This window comes from Burkholderia anthina (assembly GCF_902498995.1).
Lineage (GTDB): Bacteria > Pseudomonadota > Gammaproteobacteria > Burkholderiales > Burkholderiaceae > Burkholderia > Burkholderia anthina.
Genome location: NZ_CABVLY010000013.1, coordinates 1 through 15,784, shown reverse-complemented (window position 1 = coordinate 15,784; position 15,784 = coordinate 1). Strand labels below are relative to the sequence as shown.

Annotated in this window: 13 protein-coding genes and 1 pseudogene; 4 read left to right on the top strand and 10 right to left on the bottom strand. The window is 68.5% G+C overall.

Going from position 1 to position 15,784, the window contains the following annotated elements; genetic code table 11:
* Positions 1 to 86: 86 nt before the first annotated feature.
* The 9 genes from BME24068_RS17620 to BME24068_RS17580 form a co-directional block, all read right to left on the bottom strand.
* The gene (locus tag BME24068_RS17620; RefSeq protein ID WP_162826169.1) at positions 87 to 713 is read right to left on the bottom strand and encodes a response regulator; all 627 of its coding nucleotides are present in this window, start codon (positions 711 to 713) and stop codon (positions 87 to 89) included.
* Positions 710 to 2,719, bottom strand: a complete 2,010-nt coding sequence (locus BME24068_RS17615; RefSeq protein WP_174926827.1) for a hybrid sensor histidine kinase/response regulator — start codon at positions 2,717 to 2,719, stop codon at positions 710 to 712. The genes BME24068_RS17620 and BME24068_RS17615 overlap by 4 nt, the downstream gene beginning before the upstream one ends.
* Before the next feature lie 253 nt (positions 2,720 to 2,972).
* Entirely contained in the window at positions 2,973 to 3,935 is a 963-nt protein-coding gene (locus BME24068_RS17610) for a Csu type fimbrial protein (RefSeq protein WP_174926826.1), read from the bottom strand.
* A 16-nt stretch (positions 3,936 to 3,951) separates the two neighbouring features.
* Positions 3,952 to 6,378 (bottom strand): fimbria/pilus outer membrane usher protein, encoded by a 2,427-nt coding sequence (locus tag BME24068_RS17605; RefSeq protein WP_338138585.1) that lies wholly within the window; start codon positions 6,376 to 6,378, stop codon positions 3,952 to 3,954.
* Between the two features lie 48 nt (positions 6,379 to 6,426).
* Positions 6,427 to 7,257: a fimbrial biogenesis chaperone gene (locus tag BME24068_RS17600; protein WP_174926825.1), complete on the bottom strand. Its 831-nt coding sequence runs from the start codon at positions 7,255 to 7,257 to the stop codon at positions 6,427 to 6,429.
* Between the two features lie 19 nt (positions 7,258 to 7,276).
* Complete coding sequence (locus BME24068_RS17595) at positions 7,277 to 7,801, bottom strand: Csu type fimbrial protein (RefSeq protein WP_239007872.1); 525 nt, start codon at positions 7,799 to 7,801, stop codon at positions 7,277 to 7,279.
* A 92-nt stretch (positions 7,802 to 7,893) separates the two neighbouring features.
* Positions 7,894 to 8,454: a Csu type fimbrial protein gene (locus BME24068_RS17590; RefSeq protein ID WP_096505775.1), complete on the bottom strand. Its 561-nt coding sequence runs from the start codon at positions 8,452 to 8,454 to the stop codon at positions 7,894 to 7,896.
* A 51-nt stretch (positions 8,455 to 8,505) separates the two neighbouring features.
* Positions 8,506 to 9,015: a Csu type fimbrial protein gene (locus BME24068_RS17585; protein ID WP_425117361.1), complete on the bottom strand. Its 510-nt coding sequence runs from the start codon at positions 9,013 to 9,015 to the stop codon at positions 8,506 to 8,508.
* An 834-nt stretch (positions 9,016 to 9,849) separates the two neighbouring features.
* The gene (locus BME24068_RS17580) at positions 9,850 to 10,488 is read right to left on the bottom strand and encodes a TetR/AcrR family transcriptional regulator (RefSeq protein ID WP_240327259.1); all 639 of its coding nucleotides are present in this window, start codon (positions 10,486 to 10,488) and stop codon (positions 9,850 to 9,852) included.
* Between the two features lie 104 nt (positions 10,489 to 10,592).
* Between BME24068_RS17580 and BME24068_RS17575 the strand changes: the two genes are divergently transcribed.
* From BME24068_RS17575 to BME24068_RS17565, 3 genes are read left to right on the top strand one after another with little or no spacing between them, the layout of a single operon-like run.
* Positions 10,593 to 11,483 (top strand): SDR family NAD(P)-dependent oxidoreductase, encoded by an 891-nt coding sequence (locus BME24068_RS17575; RefSeq protein WP_174926824.1) that lies wholly within the window; start codon positions 10,593 to 10,595, stop codon positions 11,481 to 11,483.
* A complete protein-coding gene (locus BME24068_RS17570) occupies positions 11,480 to 13,042 on the top strand; it encodes a flavin-containing monooxygenase (RefSeq protein ID WP_174926823.1) in 1,563 nt (520 codons plus the stop codon). Before BME24068_RS17575 ends, BME24068_RS17570 begins: the two co-directional genes overlap by 4 nt.
* A gap of 7 nt (positions 13,043 to 13,049) precedes the next feature.
* Positions 13,050 to 14,036 (top strand): alpha/beta fold hydrolase, encoded by a 987-nt coding sequence (locus BME24068_RS17565; RefSeq protein ID WP_174926822.1) that lies wholly within the window; start codon positions 13,050 to 13,052, stop codon positions 14,034 to 14,036.
* A 259-nt stretch (positions 14,037 to 14,295) separates the two neighbouring features.
* Here BME24068_RS17565 and BME24068_RS17560 read toward each other — a convergent pair whose 3' ends face one another.
* Positions 14,296 to 14,694: a carboxymuconolactone decarboxylase family protein gene (locus BME24068_RS17560; protein ID WP_174926821.1), complete on the bottom strand. Its 399-nt coding sequence runs from the start codon at positions 14,692 to 14,694 to the stop codon at positions 14,296 to 14,298.
* Between the two features lie 356 nt (positions 14,695 to 15,050).
* Here BME24068_RS17560 and BME24068_RS17555 point away from each other — a divergent pair.
* Positions 15,051 to 15,784 (top strand): annotated as a pseudogene (locus BME24068_RS17555) (collagen-like triple helix repeat-containing protein); the annotation flags it as partial.

The window sequence follows — 15,784 nt, the reverse complement described above, 5'->3', positions numbered from 1 at the left end:
AATGCACGATAGATTTATTTCATTCATGCGGAATGAAATTGAATCGCGACAGGTCATCGACGCGAAGCCGGCGCCGAACCGCGCGTTCAGGCGAGCCCGTTGCCCACCGCGTAGTGGAACAGCTCGGCATCGCTCGTGATGCCGAGCTTGTCCATCGCGTTGTGCTTGTGGGTGCTGATCGTCTTGATGCTGCGGCCGAAATGCAGCGCGATGTCCGTCATCGACATGCCGTGCGCGCACAGCCTCACGATCTCGATTTCGCGCGGGCTGAGCGGACGCGCGCCGTCTTCGGCGCTCGCGGCCGGTGCCTGCCGCTGCGGCAGGCTCGCATAGCTGCGGCCGTGATACGCGGCGGCGATCGCGAGCGGCAGCGCGCTCAGGTTGCTGCGCTTGCCGACCACGGCCAGCACGCCGGCGTCGCGGATATGCTGCAGCAGCGCGGGATTGTCGAGCATCGTGAGCACGACGAGCCGCACCAGCGGGAAGGTCGTGCGAATCGTCTCGAGCATCAGCAGGCCGTCCGCCTGCGTATATCCCGGCATCGCGAAATCGGTCACCGCGACGTCGCAGCACGTCCGGGCCAGACAGTCGAGCAGCGAACCCGGCTCGCCGGCCTCGCCGACCACGACCAGATCCGGCGCCTGCGCGAGCACCTGACGAATCCCCACAACAGTCAACGGATGGTCATCCGCTATCACAACCCGCATCTTCACCCGTCGCCCCCCTTTGCGTTGTCCTTTCCAGGCGCCGCCGGTACGCTCGCCGCCAGACGCATCACATGCCCGATCAGGTAATCCATCAGCCGCAAAACCTCCTCACCCTCGGCCCGGATCGCGCCGGGCTCGCCCGTCGCCGCGCTGGCGCGCAACGCGTCGACGAGCATGTCGACATGCACTTGACGAAACAGGCCGAACGCACCGCTCACGGTGTGGCACCACCTGCGTAGCGCGGCCCGGTCTCCGTCGTCGAGCGCCCTCGCGAGCGCCGCGCGATCGTCCGACAGGGACCGGCGGCACAGCGCGAGTATATCGAGCGCGGCCCCGTCGGGATTCGTCGAAACCCCGAACGCCTGCAACAACGCGTCCTCGTCGAGCGCGGCCGCATCGAAGCGCCGAGCCGCCACGACCGGCTCCCCCGCGCCGCCGGCTCGATCGCGCGCCGCCGCCGTCACCGCGTCGAGCGTGCGGCCCAGCACGTCCAGCGCGACCGGTTTGCGCAGATACGCCGTTGCGCCCGCTTCCGCGCCGGATCGCGCGCCGTCACCGACGTCGCTCCCGGCCAGCCCCGTCAACACGACGACGGGCAGCGCCCGCAGCCGCGGCCGCGCATGCGCGCGCAATGCGGTCGCCAGCGCGATTCCGTCCATCACCGGCATCAGGAGATCCGTCAGCACGACGTCGACGTCGGCCGTACCGGTTTCGAGTACGTCGAGCGCGTCGCGGCCGTTGCGGCATGCGCTGACTCGATGGCCGAGTTGCTCGAGCTGGCGTTGCAGCGCTTCGCGCTGAAGCGCGTGATCGTCGACGATCAGCACCCGATAGCGGCCGGCCGGTTCGCGATGCCCGCCGGCCGGCGTCCCGTCATTCGTCGCGGCGTTCGTCCCCGCGTGCTGCGCGAGCGCCGTCTCGCAGGCATCGACGAAGCCGCGCCAGGTGAGTGGATCGCAGTCGAGCAGCACCCGCGCCTGCGGATCGGCGAGTGCGCCCGCATCGAGCCATACGATCGCCTGGCCATGCGCGGCCGCGCTCAGCCGCACGGTCCGTTCCGCCGTATCGGGCGCGACGATGCGCATGCCGGCCGCGCGCGCATGGTCGCGTAACGCGGCCGCGACGGCCGGCTCGTCATGTTCGATCGCCATCGCGAGCCCGGCGAGCGACGCGGGCGGGCGATGCGCGGCGACGACCGGGCAATGCAGCCGCAACGTCGCGACCGTGCCGCCTCCCGCCTCGCTCGCCAGCAGCAGATCGCCGCCCAGCGATGTCGCGATGCGCCGCGAAATCGCCAGGCCGAGCCCCGCCCCCGCGTGCGGCCGCCGGCCGGCGCGCGAACCCGTCGCATACGGCTCGAACACATGCGCGCGGACGTCGCCGTCGATGCCGCGCCCCGTATCGGCAATCTCGACGGTCAGCTCGATCGTGCCGCCCGCCGCCGCGGCGCGCGCATCGAGCGACACCGTGCCGGATTCGGTGAACTTGATCGCGTTGCCGAGCAGATTGACGAGAATCTGGCGCACCCGGTCGCCGTCGACGCACAACACCGCCGGCACGTCCGCGCGCACACGCAGCCGCAAGCGCAGCCCTTTGTCGCGCGCCTGCGGCGCGAGCAGCGCGAACACGCCATCGAACAGCGCGCGCGGCTCGACGGCTGCCGGCCGGATGGGCAACCTGCCCGCATCGGCGCGCGCATGATCGAGCAGATCGTCGAGCAGGCGCGCCAGCGATTCGCCGGACTCGTACGCGAACGCCAGCCGTTGCCGCTGCGCCTCGGTCGACGCGTCGCGCCGGGCCAGCTCGACGAGCGCAAGCAACGCGTGCAGCGGTGTGCGGCATTCGTGTGCGGCTGTCGCGAGCATGTCGCGCGTCGCGGCCGACGCATGCCGTGCATGTGCCAGTTCGCGCCGCGCAAGACCGGCGGCGAGCAGGCCGGCCGCCAGCGCTGCCCATGCGGCCCCCTGCATCGCGGCGGACATCTCGTCGGCCACCGCCGTCGCGCACGCCATGCACGCCGCCACGCACGCCGCGGCGTACAGGCCCCGCACGATCCAATGCCGCTGATTTTCTACGCGATCCGAAGCGTCATGCATACCTTCGTGTCAACCGCCGTCAGCCATCCGCACCTCCGTTCGACCGGCGCGGCAAGCGTCGCCGGCAAATACGGCGCCGCGGCACGCCGGCCCCGCATCGTCGCCCTTGCATCGCCCGCGCGATCACGGTCGATCCTCGCCCCCGCACATGCCGGCGTCGCAAACTACGTCAATACCGCACGTCGACGATCACGCTGTCGGTGTACGTGCCGATCGGCGGTGTCGGCTGGTCGGTATAGATGCGCGCCGTGTACGGGAACGGCTGGGTCGACTGGCCGTCGGCCGCGCCCGGGCTGTTCACGCGATTGGTCGCCTGTTTCCATACCGTGCCGCCACCCGAGCCGTAGATGTCGTACTGCAACCGGTTCGCGCCGCTCGCCATCTGCCGCCGTCCGTTCGCCGCCGCATTATTGCCCGGACTCAATCCGACCGTGTAGACCATGCCCTTCGTGCAGGTCAGCGACAGGCTGCCGTTGACCGGCGCGAAGCTCGCGACCGTCGGCGCGGCGCCGAAGTTGACGTCCGGTGCGTTGATCAGGCAGTCGTTCGTCACGGTGAGCGTCACCGGCACGGTCACCGACGTCGAGCCGTCGGTCCAGCCGATACAGACGATGATGCCGATCCCGCTGCAAACGTGCCAGCTCCAGTTGATCGTCAACGTGTCGGTATAGGTGCCCGCCGCGACGTTCGCGCCGATCCCGGTGCGCAGGTACAGCGGCAGCGGTACCGACGAGCCGCCGCCGATCCCGATGAAGCTGAGGAACTGCGTGCTCGCCCAGTTGTTCGTCTGGCCGAAGTTGAGCTGCGTCGAATAGTTCTTGTCGGCGAATATCGAATACGTGATCTTGTCGCCGGTCGGGCCAGCCAGCACGCCGCCATTGGCCGACGAGATCGTGCCGTTGATATAGTTGCCGATGACCAGGAACGCGGCCAGCGCGCCGCCGCACGACAGGCCGATGTTGCTGGACGACGTCGATTGCGCCTGATTCTTCACGACGAACGAGGTCACCGTGCCGAACGCCGCCGGCATCGGGCTTGCCGCCGTGCAGTCGGCGTGAGCCTGCAGCGGAACAAGCAGCGCGAGCAACGCCGTCAATGCAACGCGTCGCAGCAGTTTGCGGATCGTTTTCATTCGGTTGATCTCGTTTTCATTGGCCGCACACGAGCGGACCGACGCGATGCATGCCGTGCGCGTCGACGTCGACATCGAAGCGCGCGTCGCATACGCGGCCGTCCGGCTGCGTCACGCTCAGATGATTGACGGCGGACAGCCCCTCGAAATAGGTTTCGCCGTTCCAGCCGACCAGCGCCGTCTGCCCGCTTTCGCGATGGGTGACGCGCGAGCCGATCCGGATCGGCTTGCCCGCGCCGTCGACCAGCACGATGCTCGCCGACACGACCCGCTCGACCGGGAACGTGACCAGCGCGCCGGCCTGCTGGCGCACCGCGACACGGCGCTCGACCGTCGGCACGCGCATGTCGGCCGGCAGGCCGAGCGGATCGATCTCGTACTTGGCCGCGTAATACGACGGCGACCACGGCACCAGCAGATGCCCCTGCCCGTCGGTCGTGCCGATCAACTGGTTCTCGTAGCGCACCGGAATGCCCTTCTGCCCTTGCGTGTCGATCAGCACGAACGCGTCGTCGACACGATTGGCCGGCAGCACCGCGCCGTCCATCACGACGACCGAGCCCTGCATCTCGCCCCAGCGCGTGTAGCCCTGGCTCGGCCCGTAGCCGTACAGGCCGCCCTGCACCTGGAAGTAGCGGTTGCGCCACGTCATGTCGGCCTGCTGGTAATGCGACGCGCCGCCCGCATACGCGAGGTTCCAGCCAAGCCCGCCGTCGCTCGGCACGCTGCGGCTGTACTGGGTGCGCTCGGTCCAGTTGCCGTCGCCGTCGCGCGTCGCGCCCGCGCTCACCACGCCCTTGTCGCCGAGCGGCACGATCAACTGCATCTGCGCGGCGATGCCGCGATCGCCGATCGTCTTGTTGAGCGCCGCATAAAGCGTCGCGCGGCCGAACAGCGGCCGCGTATACGACACGTTCGCGATCCGCGTGCGCGAGCCGTCGCCGCCGCGCACGTCGAAGTAGCCGGCGCCGAGCGTGCCGCCCAGTGTGCCGAGATTCAGCGCGCCGGTCGCCTGCGTGCTGCTGCGGACCAGCCGGTAGTTGACGTTGGACGGCAGGTCGTACACGGACAGGTCGCGGAACCCGCCGGTGCGCTGGGTGCGCTGCAGCGCGACGCTGAAGCGCTGCGACGTGTAGCTATAGCCGAACGCGTACTGCTGCCCTGACGTGCCTTCGGCGCTGCTCTGCGTGAGCGCCGCATTGAGCACGCCGAGCCGGCCGACACCGACGTCGAAGCCGAGGCCGCCGAGCGCGAGCCGCTCGCCGCCTTCCGCATGCCCCTCGACAGTCAGATAATCGGTGACGCCGTAGCGGGCGGTGCCCGACGCCGCAAATTTTCCGTAGGAAAACGAACTGATTCCATAATCGCGCCGCATCGCGCCGAGCGACAGCGAATAGTCCGTCAGGCCCTTCTGCAACAGCGTGTTGGCGACGTAGAACGGGATCGTGGTCGCGACCTGGCGACCGAGCGCGTCGGTCGTCACGACGGTCGCCTCGCCGGCGCCGTTGATGAACGGCACGTTGTTCAGCGCGAACGGCCCGGGATTCACCTGCCCGGTCGCCGTCTTGCTGCCGTTGATGAACAGGTCGACCGCGGTCGGCACCGCCGCCTGTCCGGCGAACTGCGGCAGCGGATACGTGACGATGTCGGGCCGCACCGCGAAGTCGCGCGCGACCGACACGCCGCCGAGCCGCACCGCGCTCGTCCACGACAACGCGCCCGTGATCAGGTCGCCTGCCGTGTAGGTGATCATCCGGTCCTGGTCGGAATAGCGCCATGTCGTGTCGTAGCGCAGATAGCGGTTGTCGCCGGACGCGCCCGCCGCCCCCGCGCCTTCGCCATACGAGCGGCGATAAACGCCGGTGTTGACGAGCGTGCCCCACCGGTCGAACACGCGCTGCTCGGTCCATGCGGACGTATAGCCGGGCCCGTGCGTCGGCGCACTCGTATAGACGTCGTAGTTGAACAGCATCCCGAAGCTGACCGCCGCCGGCGTGCGGTCGTAGAGCCGCGCGGACCCGACCGTCTGCTGCGGCAGCCAGTCGGGCGGCACGTCCAGCCGGAGCTGCTGCGCGGTGCTGTCGTAGGCGACGGTGACGCCGTCGAGCTTCGCGAGATCGACCATCCGGTCCGGCGCGGCGCCGGTGCGCACCGACACCTTCGCGAGATCGGCGGCGCGCACGTAATACGCGCCGTCCTGATAGCGCACCGGCACGACTTGCCCGGTCGGCAGCGCGTTGACCACCAGTTCCAGGTACAGCGTGCCGCTGCGCATCGCCTGGCTCGGCATCGGCAGCGCACGGCCGAAATTGTCCGCCAGCAGCATCGCGTCGTACGCGTGCGCCGGCCCCGTCGCCGCGAACACAAGCCCCACGGCCCAGGCGGCGTCGCACAAGCGCGGCGACCGCTCGCCGTTGATTCGATTCCTCCGCCTCAAGGCCATCCCCGTATTGGTTTGATTCGATCGATCGCCGTTCGTGACACGGTCTCGTCAGTGCGCGTCGGCGGCGTCCGGCTCGATCGCGACGCCTGCCACTCCGTTGACGGTCGCGACCAGCTTCGGCTGCGCCGCGAGCTTCACGCTGTCAGGCAGTTCCCAGCGCATCCGGGCGCCGGGCAGCACGTAGCCGAGCAGGCCGCGCGCGACGTCGCTGCGCGCACCCGGCGCATCGAACGCGACCTGCGTGATGCGCGCATGCACGCGGCCCCGGTTCGTCATCACGAGCCAGCGCCGGCCGCCGTCGCGCTCGAGATGCCAGCCGAGCGCCGGCTGCGCGGCCGTCGCCGGATCGCGCTTGCGTTCCGGGTCCGGCTTCGTCCATATGCCCTGCCCATACACGAACAACGGAATCGAGTAATGCATCTGGAACTTCACGCCGAGCTGCGCCTGCTTGTCCTGCGCCGCCGCGTCGTCGTCCGGTTGCGGGATTTCGTCGATCAGCACGCGATAGGCGTCCTCGGTGCCGGGCGCGGTGTCTGCGAGCCGCGTGAGGCGGATCAACTGACGCTTGCCGGGCGGCACCGTCGCCATCGGCGGGCTGCCGGCGACGCGGGTCTGGTCTTCCGCGTACAGATCCTCGCCGCCCTCCTCGCGCCAGCCGAGCACGCGAATCTGCAGCGTCACCGGCCGGGTATCGCGGTTCTCGAGCCACAGCGCGCCCGCCCGCTGGTCGCTCTCGATCACGGGATCGATCGGCCAGATCATCACGGAGGCGGCCGCGTGCGCGGCACCCGCGCCCGTCACCGCCAGTGCGGCCAGTGCGGCGCGCACCGCGCGCCGGAGACCGGTAGCGGCGCGTCGGTCGACGACAGCATCATTCATCGTGCATTCCTAATTGGATTCAGTAACTCAGGGTGACCTGGGCGACGTCGGTATAAGTGCCGGCCGGCGCGGCGCCGCCCGGCAGCGTCAGCGCGCCGTAGATCGGCAGGCTCGCCACGCCCGATACGGGAATCGAGATCGCCTGCCCGACACCGATCGCCTGCGTGTGGGCCGCGTCCGCATAGAGCCGGTACGCGACCTGCACCCCGCCCGGGCCCTGCAGGTTGCGCTGCGTATTGCCCGCGCTCGGCTGGATGCCGCCGTCGATCACCATCTTCAGCGTCGAGCCGGGCGAGCATTCGATCTGCAGCGCGCTGCCGGCCGTCGCCGCGCTCACGTTGCCGGTGGCAACCGCCGGATGCGCGCCGAAGTCGAGCTTGCCGAAGTTGAGACCGGCGGTGCCGCCGCCCGCCACGCCGCACCCCGCGACGATCTGCGCGCTGACCGTGAAGACCCCGGTCGTCGGCACCGCCGTGTCGGCCAGGCCCAAGGCGGGCAGCGTCACGGCCCCCAGCAGCAGCACCACACTTTTGCTCGTCCGCATAACGCTCGTCCGCATAACGATAGGCAGGAAAGAGGCCGCCTTGCCGCTCTCGGGTGAAAGCCGCAAGGCAGGAACGGCCGGCAGCGCGAGGCTTACCAGCCGAGCGTGACGTTCAGCACGTCCGTATAGGTGCCGGCAGCCAGGGCGGTGCTGCTCGTCTTGTTCGCAACACCGTAGATCGGCAGTGCGAACGCGGCGCCCGGCGAAGGCACCGCCACGGCCTGCGCGGTGCCCGCGACGTATTGCTTCGCGTGCGCGGAATCGGCGTAGACCTCGTACGGGACGTACGCCGTGCCGTTCGCCAGCGCGCGCGTGCCGGTGCCGATGCCCGTGCCCTTGCTGGCGTTCTGGCCGCCGTCTACCGTCACCTGCACCGACGTCACGTCCGGCGAGCAGGTCACCTGCGTGGCGGTCGAGCCGCCGCCCGTCGCCTGCGAATTCAGCGAGCCGGTGAAGCCGCTCGGCTGGGTGCCGAAATCGAGCGTCCCGAAGCTGGTCGCGCCGACCGAGCCCGAGCCCGTATCGATGGCGCAGCCGGTGGTGAGCACGAGTTGCGAGTTCACCGTCCCCGTAAGCGGGCTCGTCTGGGCTTGGGCGGCTGCGCAAACCGACGCGAAGGCGACCGCCGCCAAAAGTTTCCACTGAGCATTCATGTTGTTTCCCTGGATGATTGAAAGAACCGCTATTGCGTCATTCGCCCTGCATCACCAGTCGAGCGTGATGCCGAGCAAATCCTCGTAAATCCCGGCCGGGAGCGCCTGCGCCTGACCCTGGACGACACCGAACAACGGCAGCGCCACCTCGGTGTGCGCGTCGTCGATGAGAAACGACTGGGGGATCAGCGGCACGTACGGCAGGCTGCGCGCCGGATCGCGATACACGTTGTAGGGCACCCGGGCGACGACGCGCCCGGCGGCATCGCGCTTCACGACGTAGCGCGTCGCCTGCGTGCCGTTGCGGCCGCTGTCGATCGACACCAGAAAGCCGTCGATGTCGGGGCTGCACGCCACGCGCACCTGCCCGCCGGCGGCCGTCGAGCGACCGTCGGCGGTCAACGGGTCGACCCAGGTCGGGCCGTGCTCGCCGAACGCCAGACGGCCGAAATCCGCCGTGCCCGCGAGCGCGCCCACCTGGCAGCCGCTGCGCACGTGCAGGCTGACGTCCATCGCGCCCGACAATTGCCCCGCGTGCGCGCAAAGGAAAGGAAACGCCAATAATCCACCGATTATTTTCTTCGGCATTCTTCCGACCATTCTGGCCTCCGGCAAACTCTCTTTTCTCGCTAACTCTATTAAATATCGAGACCGAGCCGGAAACGCATTCGAATTTGCCTCTCTCGTGAGACAAATCATCACGCGTGTAAATACCACCCCGCGCACCTCGCGAATCGGAGATTTTTCCGTACGGATGCCCCTGCCCGCCGGAGCATGCTCGACGCACGCCGGACCGGGCCGGATTTCCGTTACGCTGTTAATACATCCCGTTATCGCTTCAGGGAAACCACTCATTCCGAGTGGTTTTCACGCAGATGTCATTTCATTTCCCGGCCTGAATTTAGTTCTTAATATTTATCGAGATAATGAATAGCTTACATTTTCCGCACCATCGGAATATTCCGATACCGGATGGATTTGACGAAATTTAACGGTTCGCGAACTATTTTAAACAAAGGCGAATCGGCCGCGCCGGCCGCGCCAGCCGGCCGAGGCGCGCGGTGCCGGCCGGAACGGCGCGACGCCGTTGCGGAAACCGGAAATGTGTCGGAACGTGAACATCGGGAACGGGAACGGGAACGGAAAAGCGACGAAGCGAATACTCGACGTATTCGTGAAGAGCATGACGCGGCGATCGCCCCTTCCGGGGGCCAACCTCGCGAATGAATGTTCCCAAAACAGGAGGACGTGCCTTCCGCCCGCATGGCGGCGTCGTTCGTCGTTGCAATCGCTATGGCTATTGCGCCGCCTCTCTCCTTGCACGCGCCCGGAGGAAGCCCTTGGGGGACGGGCGGAAAGGCACGTTCGCAAGCCCGCGATGAGCGGGAACAGACTCTACCCTTCCCGCAGCGTCCCCAGCAGCACCTTCCTGCAGCTCGCGACCATCTGCGCCTCCGGATCGCGATAGCCGGTGAGCAGCCACGCCGCGCCGACGTTCGTCATCGCGCCGACGAGCGCGAGCCCGATCAGCCGCTGCTCGGTGCGCGCCGCGGGCGTCACGGCTTCGCGCGCCGCGCCGATCGCCATGATCAGCTTGCCGAAGTCGATCAGCATCCGCTGGTAGGTCATGTCGGTATCCGCGCTGACGCCCATCACTTCGAGCAGCAGCACACGCGCCGCGCACGGATCGCGCAGGAAACCGAAGAACGCGGCGAGCCCCGCGTCGACGCTCTCGCGCAGATCGCCGCCGCGCTCGGCCACCGCGCGCGCGACCGCGTCGCGCAGCTGCTGCGCATGATGCAGATAAGTACAGCGCAGCAGATCCTCGGTGCTGTCGAACGCCGCGTAGAAATAGCGATCGTTGAGCTTCGCTTCCTGACAGATCGACCGCACGGTCGCCTTGCGGAACCCGACCGTGCCGAACACGCGCGTCGCCGCGCGAATCAGCGCATCGCGCCGCTCCGCGGCCCGCACCTCGGGCGCCACGCCGCCGTACGCCCGACCCCGTTTTTCCGTTTCGAATGCTTTCTCCATTTCGCTATTTGACATCAGGACACCCGAAAACTAAAGTGGTGACGAATAACACCACAATAGGCGCACCGCCGGTGCAGCGCAAGCGGGAACGGGAGGAACGACACATGAAGGGTTTTTCCGGCAAGGTCGCCGCGATCACGGGCGCCGGTTCGGGCATGGGCCGCAGCCTCGCGGTCGAGCTTGCGCGGCGCGGCTGCGAGGTCGCGCTCGCCGACGTCAACGACGTCGGGCTCGCCGGCACGGCGGCCGCCTGCGCGCGGCACGGCGTGCGCACGAGCACGCGGCGGCTCGACGTCGCCGATCGCGACGCGGTGTTCGCGTGGGCCGATTGCGTGCGTGCGGAACACGGCAAGGTCAACCTGATCTTCAACAATGCGGGCGTGTCGCTGGCCGCGAGCGCCGAGACCGCGCGCCTCGCCGATCTCGAATGGATCGTCGGCATCAACTTCTGGGGCGTCGTGCACGGCACGCAGGCGTTCCTGCCGCATCTGCGCGCGTCGGGCGACGGGCATGTGATCAACACGTCGAGCCTGTTCGGGCTGATCGCGATGCCGACCCAAAGCACATACAACGCGACCAAGTTCACGGTGCGCGGCTTCACCGAAGCGCTGCGCATGGAGCTCGAGCTCGACGGCGCGCCGGTGAGCGCAACCTGCGTGCATCCGGGCGGCGTCGCGACCAACATCGTCGATGCGAGCCGCGTCGACACCAGCATCCATGCGCTCACGGGTCAGGACGAAGCGACCCATCGCCGCCAGGCGAACCGCCTGATCAACGCGACGACGGCCGACGATGCCGCTCGGCAGATCCTCGCCGGCGTCGAGCGCAACGCGCGCCGCGTGCTGGTCGGCGCCGATGCGCGCCGTCTCGACAAGATCGCGCGCCTGCTCGGCGCCGGCTATCAGCGGCTGATGCTGCGCCACGTGCGCCGCGCCCGCGCACGCAACCTCGAACGCGCGCCTGCCCCGACCACGCCGACCCAGGACCCAGCATGACCTCGACCACGACCGACCGGCGCGATGCGCCGCCCGCCCGCGGCGACAGCCGCGACCTCGACGTGCTGATCGTCGGCGCCGGCCTGTCCGGCATCGGCGCCGCGTATCACCTGAAGAAGCGCTGCCCGCATGCGAGCGTCGCGATCGTCGAGGCGCGCGATGCGATCGGCGGCACCTGGGATCTGTTCCGCTATCCCGGCGTTCGTTCGGATTCCGACATGTTCACGCTCGGCTACAGCTTCCGCCCGTGGCACAGCGACAAGGCGATCTCCGACGGTCAGACGATCCTCGACTACATCCGCGACACCGCGCGCGCGTACGGCATCGACAAGACGATCCACTACGGCCGGAAAGTCGTCTCGGCCGACTGGGATTCGAGCCGCGCGCGCTGGACGGTGCGCGTCGAACGCACGCAGGACGGCGCGCGCGACACGCTCGTCTACACGTGCCGCTTCCTCTACATGTGCAGCGGCTACTACGACTACGACGGCGGCTACCTGCCCGACTGGGCCGGCATGGCATCGTTCGAAGGCCGCATCGTGCATCCGCAGCAATGGCCGAAGGACCTGTCGTACGCGAACCGGCGCGTCGTCGTGATCGGCAGCGGCGCGACGGCCGTCACGCTGGTGCCGTCGATGGCGGCCGACGCGAAACACGTGACGATGCTGCAGCGCTCGCCGACCTACATCGTGTCGCTGCCGGCCCGCGACAGGATCGCGAACGCGTTGCGCCGCGTGCTGCCGTCGCAGCTCGCGCACCGGCTCGTGCGCGTGAAGAACGTATTGCTGACGATGTACCTGTACAACGTGTCGCGCCGCAAGCCCGAGCGGACCAGGCGGTTCATCATCCGCGCGGCCGGCAAGCAGCTCGGCGCCGACTTCGACGTCGCGAAGCACCTGACGCCGCGCTACATGCCGTGGGACCAGCGCGTGTGCCTCGTGCCGAACGGCGACCTGTTCAAGTCGATCCGCGCGGGCCGCGCGTCGATCGTCACCGACGAGATCGAACGCTTCACGCCGACCGGCCTGAAGCTGAAAAGCGGCCAGCAGCTCGACGCCGACGTGATCGTCACGGCCACCGGGCTGAAGGTGAAGATGCTCGGCGGCGCGCGCGTCACGGTGGACGGCCGCCCGGTCGACTTGCCGCAGACCGTGTCCTATAAAGGGATGATGTACAGCGACGTGCCGAACCTCGCGTCGTCGTTCGGCTACACGAACGCGTCGTGGACGCTGAAGGCCGAGCTGATCTCGCGCTACGTGTGCCGGCTGCTGAACCACATGCGCGCGCACGGCTACGACACGTGCGTGCCGCGGCTCGGCGCCGGCGACCTCGGCGACGTGCCGGCCGTGAACCTGAGCTCGGGCTACATCCAGCGCGCAGCCGGCATCCTGCCGAAGCAGGGCCACCGCAAGCCATGGAAATTCCACCAGAACTACGTGCTCGATCTCGCATCGCTGAAGTTCAGCGGACTCGCCGATTCGGCGATGCATTTCGAACGCCGCGCGCAAGCCGACCCGGCCGCCGCGCCGGTTGCCGAACCCGTACTCGAAACCCGTTGAGGCCGACATGAGCCATACGCTCCATCTGATCCAGAACGTGCTGCTCGGCGCCGTCGCGGTGCTCGCCGCGCTCGCGCTGTTTTCCGGTTACGTCGCGAGCCGCGTGACGCGCGCGTTTCCGCCCGAAGGCCGCTTCGTCGACATCGGCGGCGACCGCCTCCACTACGTCGAGTACGGCAGCGGCCCGCCGATCGTGTTCGTGCACGGGCTCGCCGGCCAGTTGCGCAACTTCGCATACCTGCCGCTCGCGCGGCTCGCGCAGCAGCATCGCGTGATCCTCGTCGACCGGCCCGGCGCCGGCCGCTCGCTGCGCGGCGCCGGCTCGCAGGCGAACGTGTTCGCGCAGGCCCGCACCATCGCCGCGTTCATCGACGCGCTGAAGCTCGACCGGCCCGTGCTCGTCGGCCACTCGCTTGGCGGCGCGATCGCGCTCGCCGTCGGCCTCAACCATCCCGAGCACGTGAGCCGGCTCGCGCTGATCGCGCCGCTGTCGCACGAGCAGACCGAGCCGCCGGGGCCGTTCAAGCCGCTGCTGCTGCCGTCGCCGCTGGTGCGCCGCTTCGTGTCGTGGACCTTCGCGATCCCGATGACGATCCTGACCGGCCGCAAGGCCGTGCAGCAGGTATTCGCGCCGGAAGCGGTGCCGCGCGACTTCCCCGTCAAGGGCGGCGGGCTGCTCGGGCTGCGCCCGCGCGTGTTCTACGCGACGGCGACGGACCTGCTGTCGGCGCCCGTCGACCTGCCCGCGATGACGCGCCGCTACGCGGAACTGTCGTTGCCGGTCGACGTGCTGTACGGCCGCGCCGATCCGATCCTGAACTGGCGCGACCATGGCGAGGCGCTCGCGAAAAAGTCGGCGCGCGTGCGGCTGAAGGTCGTCGAAGGCGGGCACATGCTGCCGGTCACGATGCCGGAGGCGACGGCGGACTGGCTGCTCGACGTCGCCGCCGAGCCCGTCGATGCGGCCGCGCAGGACGCGCACGTCGAGCATTGACCGGCAGCGGGTGCCGGGGGGCTGCAGCGGTGTGACGGGGCGCGTGTGGCCGCGTTCCTTCCTCTTCCTGACAGGCAAGCGGCTGTATCGAGCGTCCGGCGGGCGCTCGGCACGTTGTCGGCAACGGCCACCGCGCGCTGCGGCTCGCGGCATTGCCGCTTGCATGCGCCGCACCGGCAGTACGGCGGCCGGTCGCGGCCGGTCACGCGCCGTCTGACGTCTGACTGCTTGGCGCGCCGCGATCGACGGTGCGCTTCGATCAGGCTTCGTCGTCGGGCAGCGACAGCCCGAGCTCCGCGATCACCTCGCGCGCGCTGCGGAATGCCTCGACCGCGGCCGGCGCGCCCGCGTACAGCGCACTGTGCAGCAGCACCTCGCGGATCTCGACGAGGCTCGCGCCGTTGTTGAGCGCGCCGCGCACGTGCCCCTTCAGCTCCGTGCCGCGGCCCAGCGCGGCCAGCATCGCGCAGGTGCAGAGGCTGCGCGTCTTCAGGTCGATCCCGCCGCGCTGCCACGTGCTGCCCCACGCATGTTCGTTCAGCCAGTTCTGCAACGGACGCGAAAAGCCGTCGAGATCGCGCATCGCACGCTCGACGAACGCTTCCCCCATCACGTCGACGCGCCGCGCCTTACCCTGCGCCCTGTCCTGTTCGCTCATGTCCATGTCCTGTTCGAAGTCGTGGCCGCTCGCGCGTGGCCCGCGGCCGGGTGGGTTCGCACCATGTTCGCGGCACGCGGGCGTTTCGTCAAAGACGCGCCCGGTTCGCCGCGACCCGGCCGGGCGCGAGTCGAACGCTACGTAACATCCGGGCGCGCGTTACGGCGTCCGTCGGGAACACCGCTTCGGCCGCACCGGCGCAACGGGCCCGCGCGTCTCGTGAAATCTTCAAATCGGCGTTTAAATCGCGCCTAAATTCCCGATTTCCGCAACAAAGCACCCGAGCGTTCCATGAAAGCTGTCATGGCTCGGAATTTGCAGTTCTGGCTTGGCACACTTCCAATGTCGAGGCCAACATGCACCAACACTTAATAAAGAAGACGACGGTATCGCTGGCTGTCTTGTCATTGCTCACGCTGTACGGCTGCGGCTCCGTCGACGGACCGACAACGCCGCCGACGATCAAGCCGAGCACGTCGGGGACGGGGGGTAGTTCGGGGACGTCGGGAAGCTCGGGTACTTCTGGTACTTCGGGTTCGTCGGGCACCTCCGGTACGTCGGGTACTTCCGGTACGTCGGGTACTTCCGGTACCTCGGGTACTTCCGGTACGTCGGGTACTTCCGGTACGTCGGGCACTTCCGGTACGTCGGGCACCTCCGGTACGTCGGGTACTTCCGGCACCTCGGGTACTTCCGGTACGTCGGGTACTTCCGGCACCTCGGGTACTTCCGGTACGTCGGGTACTTCCGGCACCTCGGGCACCTCCGGTACGTCGGGCACTTCCGGCACGTCGGGTACTTCCGGTACCTCGGGTACTTCCGGCACGTCGGGCACGTCTGGTACCTCGGGCACCTCCGGTACCTCAGGCACTTCCGGCACGTCGGGCACCTCCGGTACCTCGGGCACTTCCGGCACCTCGGGTACTTCCGGTACGTCGGGTACTTCCGGTACGTCGGGTACTTCCGGTACCTCGGGCACCTCCGGTACGTCGGGCACTTCCGGCACTTCCGGTACTTCCGGTACTTCCGGTACTTCCGGTACTTCCGGTACTTCCGGTACTTCCGGTACTTCCGGTACTTCCGGTACTTC